The organism is Vibrio ziniensis (assembly GCF_011064285.1).
GTDB lineage: Bacteria > Pseudomonadota > Gammaproteobacteria > Enterobacterales > Vibrionaceae > Vibrio > Vibrio ziniensis.
The window spans coordinates 3,126,597-3,140,544 of record NZ_CP049331.1 but is presented as its reverse complement, the minus strand read 5'-3'; the positions used below and the strand labels follow the sequence as shown (position 1 = coordinate 3,140,544).

Annotated in this window: 11 protein-coding genes; 6 read left to right on the top strand and 5 right to left on the bottom strand. The window is 46.3% G+C overall.

Annotation, left to right across the window (positions count from 1 at the left end; genetic code table 11):
• The 5 genes from ytfR to G5S32_RS14525 all read right to left on the bottom strand — a co-directional run bounded on the left by ytfR (position 1) and on the right by G5S32_RS14525 (position 6,861).
• Positions 1 to 1,506, bottom strand: a complete 1,506-nt coding sequence (gene ytfR / locus G5S32_RS14545) for a galactofuranose ABC transporter, ATP-binding protein YtfR (protein WP_165312631.1) — start codon at positions 1,504 to 1,506, stop codon at positions 1 to 3.
• A gap of 255 nt (positions 1,507 to 1,761) precedes the next feature.
• Positions 1,762 to 2,721, bottom strand: a complete 960-nt coding sequence (gene ytfQ / locus G5S32_RS14540) for a galactofuranose ABC transporter, galactofuranose-binding protein YtfQ (RefSeq protein ID WP_165312630.1) — start codon at positions 2,719 to 2,721, stop codon at positions 1,762 to 1,764.
• A 546-nt stretch (positions 2,722 to 3,267) separates the two neighbouring features.
• Positions 3,268 to 4,254, bottom strand: coding sequence for an L-arabinose ABC transporter permease AraH (gene araH / locus G5S32_RS14535; RefSeq protein ID WP_165312629.1), 987 nt, complete (start codon positions 4,252 to 4,254; stop codon positions 3,268 to 3,270).
• Between the two features lie 17 nt (positions 4,255 to 4,271).
• Entirely contained in the window at positions 4,272 to 5,786 is a 1,515-nt protein-coding gene (araG, locus tag G5S32_RS14530) for an L-arabinose ABC transporter ATP-binding protein AraG (protein WP_165312628.1), read from the bottom strand.
• 76 nt (positions 5,787 to 5,862) lie between these two features.
• Complete coding sequence (locus tag G5S32_RS14525; protein WP_165312627.1) at positions 5,863 to 6,861, bottom strand: arabinose ABC transporter substrate-binding protein; 999 nt, start codon at positions 6,859 to 6,861, stop codon at positions 5,863 to 5,865.
• A 375-nt stretch (positions 6,862 to 7,236) separates the two neighbouring features.
• Between G5S32_RS14525 and G5S32_RS14520 the strand changes: the two genes are divergently transcribed.
• From G5S32_RS14520 to G5S32_RS14495, 6 genes are all read left to right on the top strand, one after another.
• Positions 7,237 to 8,934 (top strand): ribulokinase, encoded by a 1,698-nt coding sequence (locus tag G5S32_RS14520; protein WP_165312626.1) that lies wholly within the window; start codon positions 7,237 to 7,239, stop codon positions 8,932 to 8,934.
• Positions 8,927 to 9,679 (top strand): L-ribulose-5-phosphate 4-epimerase, encoded by a 753-nt coding sequence (locus G5S32_RS14515; protein ID WP_281347257.1) that lies wholly within the window; start codon positions 8,927 to 8,929, stop codon positions 9,677 to 9,679. Before G5S32_RS14520 ends, G5S32_RS14515 begins: the two co-directional genes overlap by 8 nt.
• Positions 9,680 to 9,682: 3 nt before the next feature.
• Entirely contained in the window at positions 9,683 to 11,185 is a 1,503-nt protein-coding gene (gene araA, locus G5S32_RS14510; RefSeq protein WP_165312625.1) for an L-arabinose isomerase, read from the top strand.
• A gap of 46 nt (positions 11,186 to 11,231) precedes the next feature.
• Complete coding sequence (locus tag G5S32_RS14505) at positions 11,232 to 11,801, top strand: hypothetical protein (protein ID WP_246201023.1); 570 nt, start codon at positions 11,232 to 11,234, stop codon at positions 11,799 to 11,801.
• A gap of 65 nt (positions 11,802 to 11,866) precedes the next feature.
• Complete coding sequence (gene araC, locus G5S32_RS14500) at positions 11,867 to 12,706, top strand: arabinose operon transcriptional regulator AraC (RefSeq protein ID WP_165312624.1); 840 nt, start codon at positions 11,867 to 11,869, stop codon at positions 12,704 to 12,706.
• A gap of 388 nt (positions 12,707 to 13,094) precedes the next feature.
• Positions 13,095 to 13,919: an HDOD domain-containing protein gene (locus G5S32_RS14495; protein ID WP_165312623.1), complete on the top strand. Its 825-nt coding sequence runs from the start codon at positions 13,095 to 13,097 to the stop codon at positions 13,917 to 13,919.
• Positions 13,920 to 13,948: the final 29 nt, after the last annotated feature.

Below are 13,948 nucleotides of genomic sequence, written 5' to 3'. Positions count from 1 at the left end.
TCAACTCGCAATTGCTTGCATTATGGCTGGCACGGAAAGTTCTTCAGTTGGAATCTCCGCAACAGGTTTTCTGTCACGTAAAACCACCACGCGATCGGCATAGCCAACCAGCTCTTCAAGCTCAGAAGAGATAACCAACAGAGCGAGCCCGTTAGCACAAAGACTTTCAATTAAACGAATGATTTCAGCGTGAGCACCCACGTCGATACCTCGGGTCGGTTCATCTAGGATTAGGAACTTAGGCTTAGTGAGCAGCCAGCGAGCGAGCAGCACCTTTTGTTGGTTACCGCCAGACAAAAACTCAATCGGCTGTTCAAGGCTAGGCGTTTTGATTGCCAGTTGGTCAATGTAACGCTGAGCAACGGCGTCCTGCTCTTTGCGAGAAATGGGTTTAAACCAACCGCGTTGTGCCTGCAAAGCCAAGATGATGTTTTCACGTACCGATGCTGCGCCAATGATGCCGTCGGTTTTACGGTCTTCAGGGCAGTATCCAAAACCTAAGTGGGAAGCCTGACGAGCAGAGCGGACTTGTATCGGCTTACCTCGCAAAGTGCAGCTACCAGAATCGCTCGGTTCAATACCGAAAATTACTTTGGCAGTTTCAGTACGACCGGACCCCAGCAGGCCCGCTAGACCGACAATTTCACCGGCGTGAACTTCAAGATTGAAGGGGTGGATGGTGCCTTTTTTACCAAAATTGGAAAACGCCACCATGGGTTCGTTGTGTTTGCGGGTTTTTCCTGCGCGTCTAAGAGCCGTATCTTCTAGCTCGCGGCCGAGCATCATTTTCACCAACTCAATTTGTGGCAGCTCTCGGGTTTCTTTGGTGCCAACCAACTGACCGTTGCGTAGCACGGTAATGCGATCACTCACTTCATACACTTGGTCAAGGAAGTGGGTGATAAATATCAGGCTCACCCCTTGTTTTTTTAACCCGAGCATAATGTTAAATAACATCTTCACTTCGTTGCTATCCAAACTGGCGGTGGGTTCATCGAGAATCAGTATTTTTGCCGATAGTGAGATGGCTCTGGCGATAGCAATCACTTGTTGAATTGCTACGGAAAAGTGGTTAAGAGGTTCTGTGACATCAATGTTCAGTCCATAACTGGTCACAATTTTACGTGCTTTTTCAGCCATGGTTTTTCGGTCAACAAACCCCCATTTCTTCGGTTCATTACCGATAAAAAGGTTATCCATGACAGACATATTCGGCAGCAAATTGACTTCTTGGTAAACCGTACCAATACCAAGCTGTTGTGCGTGGGCGGTATTTTGCGGAGAGATAGACTGGCCATCGAGAGTGATTTCACCACCATCACGTTGATACACGCCGGTTAAGGTTTTGACTAGCGTCGATTTTCCCGCGCCATTTTCGCCCAATAGCGCCATGATCTCGCCTTTTCTCAGGCTGAAATCAACATTTTCTAGCGCTTTAACACCAGGAAAGTATTTGCATATCCCCGTGGCATTTAACACGATATCTTGCTGATTGTTTAACGGCATAATAACTCCAACAACCGAAACGATCCTTCCCGTTAGGGTTATCTCTTCGTCATAAGTCTTTACTCCTCCCCTTTTCAAGGGGAGGCTGGGTGGGGTTACTTCCTCAGAACTTAATAAAGATTTCAATTATCAATAAGTTCAGTGGACTTCAACCCCCTCTAACTCCCCCTCATCTGAGGGGGAGAACCAAAAGAACAATACTCCATAATTTGTGACTAAGAGACAGCCCTTGCGGGAGGGGTGATGACAATAAAATTAGTAACCTAAGTCTTTTTTCATTTCTAACTGAGCTTTGGCATCAGCGGGTAAATATAAATTAGACTCAGTAACAATTTTCTTCGGTGGAGTTGTGCCTTTATTTTTATAAGCAATAAGCGCGTCAAGAGCAGGGCCAGCCATATTTGGAGTCAGCTCAACGGTCGCGTTTGCTTCACCACTCATCATCGCTTTAAATATGTCTGGAACCGCATCAATAGAGACAATTAAAATATCGCTGCCTGGTTTTAAACCTGCTTCTTTAATTGCTTGAATAGCACCGATGGCCATATCATCGTTATGTGCGAATACCGCACAGATATTCTTGCCGTTATTTTCAGCTTTAATAAAGCTTTCCATAACTTCTTTACCTTTACTACGGGTGAATTCGCCTGACTGAGTACGAACAATTTGAATATTGTCGACTTTGTCTACAGCGTCGCTAAAGCCTTTTTTACGGTCGATAGCCACACTCGCACCGACAGTTCCTTGTAGCTCTACAACGTTACATTTTTTGCTGCCCACTTTGTCGATCAACCATTTACCAGCTACAGCGCCTTCCAGTACGTTATCAGCGGTAACCGCGGTCATATAAAGTGAGTCGTCTTCTACTGTGATACCACGGTCGAGTAGGAATACCGGGATGCCGTAGTCTTTGGCTTCTTCAAGCACAGGCCCCCAGCCAGTTTGTACCACAGGCGCGATAAAGATGGCGTCTACACCCTGAGCAATGAACGAGCGTACAGCTTTGATTTGGTTCTCTTGCTTTTGTTGTGCATCAGAAATTTTCAGTGTCACACCGCGTTTTTCTGCTTCAACTTTGGATACCGCAGTTTCAGCTGCTCGCCAGCCTGATTCTGATCCAATTTGAGAGAAACCAACCGTTAATGAGGCAGCCATGAGTGAACCAGACATTAAAATGGTACTGACAGCGGTAGCTAAAGTAAGTTTTTTTAACATGATTAAATCCCTATCTTGTTTTAAACCTTTTATTTCACCTTTACCTAAGCAATATCTTGATACTTAAGTTTATTTTGTTTCACTGTGATGCTCATTATTAAAATTTATAGAAATATTGATGAGCAGTAAAATAGTAAGTCTCGAAATGAAATATTGGTTCGATTTTAATCACATAAAATTTTTGGTAGCTAAATAATCCATTTTATTAGCAACTTACTCCCAACGAACTAATACTTAAGTGATAAGTAAATTTGCTCTCGATTTAAACTTATTGCGGTTTTATCAATAAAGTGGAATGGGTTCTAAAGTTATTGTTGTAAACGAGAACGGTTATCGCTGATTGGAATATAGAGTGTCTGAAAAATGTAGTGTTCAGTGATTGGATATTGGTAAGTAAACCTTCCAATCCAAGGAGGGCTCGGCGGAGTTTTACGGACGCTTTCTTATAAAATGCAGAGGTGCGAGTTTGCGTTATCGATAATAAAAAAGCTCCCCTGAAAAGAGGAGCAAATATCAACATGAGAAATATATGCGGGGGTGTATAACTTATTGGGTTTTCTGTTTGTAGCGGTCAAAAATAACGGCTGCGAGTAGGATGGCACCACGTACCACATATTGAGCAAACGGAGACATGTTCAATAGGTTCATTGCGTTTTCTACTGTACCAAGGATAAGCACACCGGCGATTACATAAGAAACTTTACCAATACCACCTTTCAGTGACACACCACCCAGTACACACGCAGAGATAACCACCAGTTCGAACCCCACAGAGGTCATTGGCTGACCTGATGTCATACGCGCCGCTAGGATAACGCCAGCCAGTGCGGAGATAAAACCAGAAATGGTGAAGATCATCATCTTGGTTTTGACTACATTTACACCCGCAAGACGTGCGGCTTCTTCGTTACCACCGATTGCTAGAGTATTGCGGCCGTAAACGGTACGGTTGAGCAGGAAAGCAAATACAGCGAAGGTGATTAGCGTTAACCAAATTGGAGTAGGGATACCGAGAATTGAAGAGTTACCCAAAGTGAAGAAGCTCTCTTCAGTGATACCGACCGCTTTACCATCAGAGATAATGTAGCCAAGACCGCGAGCAATCTGCATGGTTGCTAGCGTTGTGATCAGAGCGTTGATTTGCAGTTTTGCGATAACAAATCCATTGAGTAGGCCAAACACCACACCGGAAAGCAAGCCAGCTCCGATGCCTAGTACTACGCTGCTGGTGGCGTTAATTGCCACTGCAGTCACCACACCTGAACAGGCAATGATAGATGCAACAGAAAGGTCTAAGTCACCACAAGCCAGACAGAACAACATGGCACACGCCACCATTCCGCTCATTGAAATGGCAAGACCCAAACCTTTCATGTTGATGAAGGTCGCGAAGTAAGGAACGAACAGGCAGCAGAGTATAAACAGACCCGCAAACACCATGAGCATTCCAAACTTGTCCCAAATTTTAGAGAAGTTAAATCCGCCGGATTTCGCCTCAGACGTCATCGCTTTAGTAGGGCTAGATAAAGACATAATGATATTCCTCAGGTTTAAGCTGCTGCTGACTCTTTGTCGAGCATCGCAAGACGAAGAGCAGTTTGTTCGTTAAATTCATCGCGTTGAAGTTCACCTGTTACCGCGCCGTCTTTCATCACAAGAACGCGGTCAGAGATACCCAACACTTCTGGTAAATCGCTGGAAACGACCAATACGGTGACTCCGTTTTCCGCCAGCTTAAAAATTAATTCGTAAATTTCAGATTTCGCACCTACGTCGATACCGCGAGTAGGTTCATCCAGTAAGATCACGCTCATTGCTGTCGACAACCAACGACCGAGAATCACTTTTTGTTGGTTACCACCAGAGAGCTTACCTATAGGCTGTTCAAGTGAAGACGCTTTAACGTTGAGTGCTTGTTTTTGCTTAGTTGCGTTGTCTTTTTCCCACACGAAGTCGATCAGACTGTTAAATTTGAGATGCCATGGTCGCGCACTGATGTTGGTGTTTTCTTGCACCGACATGATTGGCACTATGCCATGCGCTTTACGGTCTTCAGAACAGAGGGTAATGCCTGCGCGAATCGCATCTTGTGGGGTTTTAATGCCGATTTTTACATCGTGAAGGTAAATATCACCGCCGGTTTTACGTTCAGCGCCAAACACTAAACGAGTTAGCTCTGTTCGACCTGCGCCAACCAGACCAAACAATCCGAGAATTTCACCCTGTTGGATATCCAGTGAAACAGGAGCGCTAAGCCCAGGCCCTTGAATGTTCTCTAGGCGTAAGCCGCTTGTACCTAATTCGCGCGAGCGGTAGTTGTAGATGTCGTTAATTTCACGCCCCACCATCAATTCCACTAGGCGGTCGTTGGTCAGTTCAGACATGTCTTCAAAAGACTGAACGTGTTGACCATCTTTGAAGATAGTAATGGCGTCACACAGATTGAAAATCTCTTCCATACGGTGAGAGACATACATGATGATTTTGCCAGCATCTCTAAGCTCACGAATAACCTTGAACAGGTTTTGAATCTCACGTTGAGACAAGCTACTGGTTGGTTCATCAAAAGCGATGATCTGTGCGTTGCGACTAAGGGCTTTGGCAATTTCCACCATTTGCCATTGGCCGATAGATAATTCTTTTAACTGGCAAGCTGGGTCAAACGTTTCGCCGAGACGCTCTAACTGCACACGGGCATTTTTGTTTAGCATTTCAGTATCAACTCGACCACCTTTGGTTGGAAGTTGCCCAAGATAAATGTTTTCAGCAACGGTGAGCTCAGGAACCAAGTTCAGTTCTTGGTAGATGATAGCGATACCGTGATCAAGTGCATCGTTGGTTGAAGTAAGAGTGATCTCTTTACCATCAATCGCGATATGACCGTCTGTTGGCTGGTGGAACCCACTCAAGGTTTTAAGCAGAGTTGATTTACCTGCACCGTTTTCTCCCATCAAAGCGTGAATGCTGCCTGCGCTTGCGCGAAAGCTAACGTTGTTGAGTGCTTTTACCCCAGGGAAGTGCTTGGAAATATTACAAAACTCTATGTAAGAAGGGGACTTCGCCATAACTTCTCTCCGTTGGTTCAAGGTAACCGTAAAATCAAGAGGGTGACGGCCAAGGTAGCCGTCACCAAAATTGAGCTTATAGCCCTTTCTTCGCTAGTTCGTCTTTGAAGTTGTCACGAGTGATAAGAACGACGTCAGTAACTTCAACGAATTTGTTTGGTTCAACGTCTTCTTTAACCCATTTGTAAAGAGATTCGATACTTCTGTAGCCGTGTACGTCTGGGCTTGGAAGTAGAGAACCGTAGAAGCCAGTTGCGTTAGCTTTCGCAAGCTCGTTCACTGCGTCTACGCCGTTGATACCGATACCGATGACGTTGCCAGCGCCGAAGCCTTGACCTTCAGTCGCACGGATACCACCAAGAACGGTGTTGTCGTTCATGCCAACAACAAGCCATTGTTTAACATTTGGGTATTGAACAAGCAGTGAGTTTGCCGCGTCCAATGCTCCTGGGATGTCGTTAGTTTTGGTTGGTACACGGTAGATTTGACCCGATGGGAAACCCGCTTGTTTTAGAGCTGAGATCGAACCGTCAACACGACGACGTGCTGTGTCTAGCTCGTCAGCAGTGATTGCCATAACACCTGTTGTTGCTACGTCCCATTTACGTTTAGTCATTTCTTTATAAAGTTCTGAACCTTGGCGTTCACCGATAGCGGTTGCTGCCATCATGACCAGAGGTACGTCAACCATAGGTTCGCCTTTAGCATTTAGGAACTGGTCATCTACGGTCACAACTTTGAGATCATAGCTTTTTGCTTTCGCCATGATTGCTGGACCTAATTTAGGGTCCGGAGTACAGATAACGAAACCTTTCGCGCCTTGAGCTGCTAAGGTATCGATAGCATTCAGAGTTTTTTCACCATCTGGCACAGCCATTTTTACTACTTCAAAGCCAAGGTCTTTACCGGCTTTTTCTGCAAATGACCATTCAGTTTGGAACCAAGGCTCTTCTGGCTGTTTAACTAGGTAGCCTAGTCGCATGTCATCACTTGAACCAAAGAACGCATTGGCAGAAGCGCTTAACATTGTTGCCCCGGTTAAGGCAGTTGCTACTAATAATTTTTTTAGTTTCATTGTTATTCCATCCGCTGGGTAGGGGTTGTTTCACGGACATATTTGAAGATTTCATTTCAAGTTGAAGTGATGAAAATCACATCAAAAAAATGTAGCAATTTTGTCCATTCATTTAGCGAGGCTGAACATGAAGCGGATCTCAAATGTTACGTTTTAGTGCATTTCTGACAGTTTGTGGTGCATGTGAAATGGTTTTAATAGTGCTTTTAGCCTTATACACCAAGGCTGTGAGTGTTTTTTAATCAAATGCACAGAAATATGCTTATGGCGAATTTGTCCATACATCTAGCAGGCAATGTCATGGCTGAATCATCCATGCAGGGGTATAACAACAAAAAAATATCACCCTACATGGACCCCCTATACGGAGTTGTTATGAATCATTTAGCGACACACCCTGCACATGTCATCGGTCTGGATTTTGGTTCAGATTCGGTACGTGCATTATTGGTTAACGCTGTTAGTGGTGAGGAAGTGGCATCCGGCGTCACTTACTACCCGCGTTGGATGGAAGGCCTGTACAACGAGCCTGAACAATCTCAGTTTCGTCACCACCCACAAGACTACATTGATGCGATGACTCAAGCTGTTCGCGAGGCGCTTGAGCAAGTGCCTGTGGAAATCGCCCAATCGGTAGTGGGTATTGGAGTTGACACTACGGGTTCGACGCCAGCTCCGGTTGATGCACAAGGTAATGTATTAGCACTGTTACCAGAATTTGCACAAAACCCGAACGCGATGTTCATTTTGTGGAAAGACCACACATCAGTATCCAAAGCAGAATTGATTAATGAACTGGCCCATGGCGGCGAGTTCATCGACTACACCAAGTACATTGGTGGTATTTACTCATCAGAATGGTTCTGGGCAAAAGCGGCTTGGGTGAGTGAGCAAGACGATCAAGTAGCGAAAGCAGCTCATAGTTGGGTGGAACTGTGTGACTGGATCCCTGCGTTATTGTCTGGCAATGAGCACCCAAGCAAATTCCGTCACGGCATCTGTGCGGCTGGCCATAAAGCGATGTGGCATGACAGCTGGGGCGGCTTGCCGGATCAAAAATTCCTTTCTGCGATTTCGCCAACTCTTGATGGTATTCGTGAACGTATGTTTGATGAGGTTTATACCTCTGAAGATGTTGCGGGTTTCCTAACGCAAGAGTGGGCAGAAAAACTCGGTTTACCAGCGGGTTTAGCGGTTGCTGTGGGTGAGTTCGACTGTCACATGGGCGCTGTTGGCGCAGGGGCAGGCGAGCATGATCTCGTCAAAGTTATCGGCACGTCGACCTGTGACATCCTGATGGTGGACGCAGACAAAGTGGGCGATCGCACCATTCACGGCATTTGTGGTCAGGTGAAAGGCAGCGCGCTGCCAAGCTTGATGGCTTTGGAAGCGGGTCAGTCGGCATTCGGTGATGTTTATGCTTGGTATAAGCGCGTACTGATGTGGCCAATTCAAGCTCTAGCGAAAACCAATACCGACGCGGCAAAAGTGATGGAGCAATTGGATAAGTCGATTGTGCCAATGCTTGCCGAGGCTGCGCAGCAATACGCTTTCAACGATAACTCACCACTGGCGATGGACTGGCATAACGGTCGCCGTACTCCTTACGCCAACCAACGCCTCAAAGGCGCGGTTACCGATCTGAATTTGGGTTCGACTGCGCCTGCAATGTTTGCAGCTCTGGTTGAGTCAACCGCTCACGGCGCAAAAGCGATTGTCGATTGCTTTGTTGACCAAGGTATGGATGTTGAACGCGTTATCGCCATCGGCGGTATCTCGCAAAAATCCCCTTACGTGATGCAGATGTGTGCAGACGTAATCGGTCGTGATATTGCCGTTGCTAGCTCTGAGCAATGTTGTGCTTTGGGTGCTGCTATTTTCGCGGCGGTTGCAGCCGGTGTGTATGAAGATGCTCAACAAGCACAAAAAGCGATGGCCAGCCCAATCAGCCAAGTTTACCAGCCGAATGCAGCAGCGAAAGTACTGCGAGAACAGCGTTACGCAGACTATCGCGAGCTTGGTCAACATCTAGAGCAGATTTCTGAGATGGAACGGGAGCACCACCATGGTTGATCAAAGAATGGTTGATCAAAGAACGGTTGATCAAGCCGAGCGCCTGAAAAAGCTTCGTCATGATGTGTGGCAAGCTAATTTAGATCTCGAACGTCACAAGCTAGTGACGTTCACTTGGGGCAACGTGTCGGCTATCGACCGTGAATCTGGCTTGGTTGTCATTAAACCAAGCGGTGTTGCTTACGAAGATTTAAGCGCTGAAAACATGGTGGTGGTCGATCTGGAAGGCAACATCGTAGAAGGTGATTTGAACCCGTCTTCGGATACTGCGACTCACCTAGTGTTGTACCGCACCTACGCCAAAATTGGTGGCGTGGTTCACACCCATTCACCTCAAGCAACGGCTTGGGCGCAAGCAGGTAAAGCGATCCCAGCTTTGGGTACCACTCATGCGGATTACTTCTACGGCAGCATTCCATGTACTCGTGCTCTCTCAAATAAAGAGATCGCCACCGATTACGAATTGAATACTGGTCTGGTGATCGTAGAAACCATTGGCGATAACGACCCAATTGCGATTCCCGGAATTTTAGTCAAAGAACATGCACCGTTCTGCTGGGGCAAAGATGCTCATCAAGCGGTGCACAACGCAGTAGTGACAGAGGTTGTTGCCGGAATGGCGCTGCAAACTCTACAGATCAATCCTGCGGTGGAATATATCAATCAAGCGTTGCTCGATAAGCACTACCTACGTAAACACGGAGCCAATGCTTATTACGGTCAGTCAGCTAAGAATAAAGGGTAAGTCATGAAAGTATTTAATGAAAAACAAGTTTGGTTTGTCACTGGTTCACAAACGCTATACGGACCAAAAGTGCTTGAGCAAGTTGCGCTTGAAAGCGGTCAGATGGTAGCGAGTTTTAACGAAAGCAGCGCAATCTCTGTACCTATGGTCGACAAAGGTACAGTGAAGTCTCCTGAAGAGATTCTTAACGTATGTCGCGCAGCGAACAACGATCCTGACTGTATCGGTTTGGTGCTTTGGATGCATACCTTCTCTCCAGCCAAAATGTGGATTGCTGGTCTGTCTCAGCTCAACAAACCATTCATGCATCTTCACACCCAGTTCAATGCAGCGCTTCCTTGGGACAGCATCGACATGAACTACATGAACACACACCAAAGTGCTCATGGTTGTCGTGAGTTTGGTTTTATCGGCACTCGTATGGGTATCGACCGTAAAGTGGTGGTTGGTCACTGGCAAAACCCACAAGTTCATAAAGAAATGGATGACTGGTGCCGTGCGGCTGTGGGTATCCACGCAGGTCAAAACCTAAGAGTGGCGCGTTTTGGTGACAACATGCGTCAAGTAGCAGTAACCGAAGGTAACAAAGTTTCTGCGCAAATCCAGTTCGGCTATGAAGTGAACGCTTACGGCTTGGGTGAACTGACTGAAGCGGTTCAATCCGTATCGGATGCTGATGTGGCTCGCATGCTGGATGAATACGCATCAACTTATGAAATGAAATCAGAGTTGCTAACCGATGCTTCTCTACTTACATTGATGCAACACGAAGCACGCCTAGAAATGGGTATGGAACGTTTCTTAACCGATGTTGGTGCTAATGCATTTACCAACACTTTTGAAAACTTAACCGGTTTAGGTTCTCTGCCAGGTCTTGCAACTCAACGTTTGATGGCGAAAGGTTTCGGTTACGGCGGTGAAGGTGACTGGAAAACATCGGCTATGGTTCACATCATGAAGCAGATGGGTAAAGGTCGCCAAGGTGGTACTTCATTCATGGAAGATTACACCTATAACTTCGGCGCAACTGACCAAGCTTTAGGTGCGCACATGCTTGAAGTGTGTCCATCGATTGCTGCGGCAAAACCACGTCTAGAAATTCACCGTCATACGATTGGTCTGAAGTGCGATGTTCCTCGTCTGCTATTTAGCGGTAAAGAGGGTGATGCACTAAACGTGTCTGTCATTGACCTTGGTAACCGCTTCCGCATGGTCGTGAACACAGTGAAGACTGTGGCTCCACCGCAAGGTATGCCACACCTACCTGTGGCACATGCACTTTGGGAGCCAATGCCAAACCTACAAATTGCTGCGGCAAGTTGGATTCATGCGGGCGGCGCACACCATAGTGCATACAGCCAACAGGTGAGTGTTGATACCCTAGCGGATTACGCTGATATCCTAGGTATGGAAATGGTTGTTATCGACGAAAACACTGAGACTCGTACGTTCAAGCAAGAGCTGAAAACCAACAGCTTGTACTACCGTCTAGCGTCAGGCGTTTAATCGCCTTAGCCATGTTCTTCGTTCTCTCCCTCTACGGAGGGGGGAGATGAAAAAGAACGCATGGCTAAGAGTCAGATCAGAAAAAGTTGTAGAGGTAATTATGGCGATTGACGAATCAAAACTAGAGCAGGGATTTGATATTCACTATAACCGTTGGACGTTGCGAGTTGCTGGTCAGTGTGCAACTAAGTTTGAGCTTCTGTATGCTGACAAAGTGCTGTACCAAGGCAAGCTCGAACTTATCAATAATGGTGAATTGCTGGATGTCTCGCAGGCTCAGTGGAAGTTTCGTCATCGCCATGATCGTATTGAGCAGTGGTGTCAGTTGCACCATTCTGACAAGCTATCGGTCAATATGAACTACTACTTCCATGAGAAAGCGGTGGTGATTGAGTATTTGGCGCGCAATAGTATTCCTACACGATTGGATATCCGACATGCGATTGTTCCCGTCGAAACCCATGATAATAAGAGTGAGCCGCCACAATCCGAACAGCCCGATTGGCAGCTGAGTCGTCATGATCTTCCCAGTGATTCCATTCGTCACTCGATTAAACCGGATCTGTTTCGTGAGGCTTTTTCCGCCACTCAATGGATCGTTTTAGATAAAATGTGATGTCGAAAATCGCAATACTTCCGGGCTCAACATACACTAGACAAAATTCTAATGATTGTTGGTCTATGCAGAATACTGATCCACTCAAGCCAGGGTATGACTTTGATGCGCATTTAGTCGCGGGCCTTACACCAATCATCGAAGGTGATGAGCTCGACTATACCATCGACCGTCAAAACGGTATGAAAGGGTACATCATCAATATCACTAGCAAAGGTGAAGGTACCATTTTCTCCGGTGAACATGAGTTTCATGTTAAAGCTGGAGACTTGCTCTTATTCCCGCCCAGTGCAGCTCATTATTACCGTCGCAAAGACGACAATGCTTCATGGTTTCACCGTTGGGTCTATTTCCGTCCACGTGCTTTCTGGAACGATTGGTTAAGTTGGCAGGAAGAGCGCAACGGCGTTTATGTGACCAGTGGTTTGTCGACGCAGGATATTGAGCACATTGAAAGCTTATTTGTCGATATTGAATACACCGCCAAATCCGATCTGCCATACCGCGACGATTTAGCGATCAACTTGCTGGAGCAACTGCTGATTCGTTGTAAATCGGTGCAACCAGACGTGGTCAGTAAGCCGCTTGATCCTCGAATCATTCAAGCGATTAACTACATGACGCAAAACCTCAATCAGGATTTCACTCTGGAAGATATTGCTGCGCATACTTGTTTATCGCCCTCTCGTTTGGGTCATCTGTTCCGTGACGAGATGAAGATGACTATTACTCAATGGCGGGATGACCAGCGTATTAGCCGAGCCAAGCAGTTGTTGGTAACGACTCACTATTCGGTTAACCACATTGGACGAATAGTTGGCTACTCCGATCCTCTTTATTTCTCTCGCGTATTCAAGCGCAAAGCGGGTGTTAGCCCGAAACTGTATCGAGAGAAAATCACCTGATAAATGAAGCCGGAGCACAGCTCCGGTTTTTCTTTATCCGTTAACAATTTTTGCCAATAAATGTGAGTATCTTGAGCTAGATTCCAGCTTTGGTTGCAAAGGCAATCGCAAAACGAATGGGCTTTTCAACTATCAACATTTCTAAACTATAGTTGAGTTGTTAGTTAGTAAAAGAGTTATACCATTCTGGAAAATTTCCTGATTAGTGAATGGTGTCGATAAGCAAACCCTCCGAGCCATGGATGGATCGGCGGAGCTTCAGGGACGATTGAATGCGAGTTTGCATTTGACGTCCATTCTCTGTTCTACCGATGCTCAGTCTGGTCATCTTTTTATCTAGGATGGTATTAGTTGGTAAAAGGGTTAGTTGGCAAAAGGAGTAGCCTGAATGAATCAAGAAGCCTTGCTCTCTCGTTTTAATGAATTACCTCGAATTGAAAGTATCCAACAAGAGTTACTGAATATGGTGAACAGCGACAACCTTAACTTTAGCGAGTTGTCGCGCAAGATGTCGATGGATCAAGTGCTCAGTGCTCGTGTTTTGCGGATGGCGAACTCAGCACAGTTTGGCGGTACGCAAGGCGTATCAACCATCAACGAAGCCATTATTCGTGTTGGCAGTGGTGCGGTACGAACGCTTGTTGCTTCCTCTGTCGTCTCCGGTGTTTTTCCGAAACTGGAGACGCTCAATATCAAAGACTATTGGGCGAACACTTTCGAAATCGCCATGATCGCCAGCAAGCTCGCAAGAGCAGCGCGTATAGACCCGAACGAAGCCTTTACCACAGGTGTACTGCACAACATTGGCGAACTGATGATTCACGCCTTAGAGCCAGAAATTGCTGCGAAAATTAAATATCGGGTAGAGCATGGTGAAGAGTTGGTTGCGGTGCAAAAAGAGCTGCTCGATACCGATGCTCAGGAGCTTGGAGCAAGATTGGCTCGTGAGTGGCAATTTCCCTCGGATATGGCGGACGCGATAGAAAATGTGAACCATCCGGGAAGGGCGACAGAAGCTAAGCGCTTAGCGTGCGTTTTATTTCTGGCTCGAGAAATCCATAAGCGCTGGGATTCATTGTTCGATGAACGAGAAAAACGCACGTTTCTCACTCGTCATCCCGCCGCAAAAGCGTTGTCGTTATCAGCGGATGTGTATGTGGAAATCGACAAAGTACGTGGCCAAGGCGTGGTGTTAGCTCATCAGCTGTTTTAAATCCACAGTAAGAACCTTCCCGCATCTCG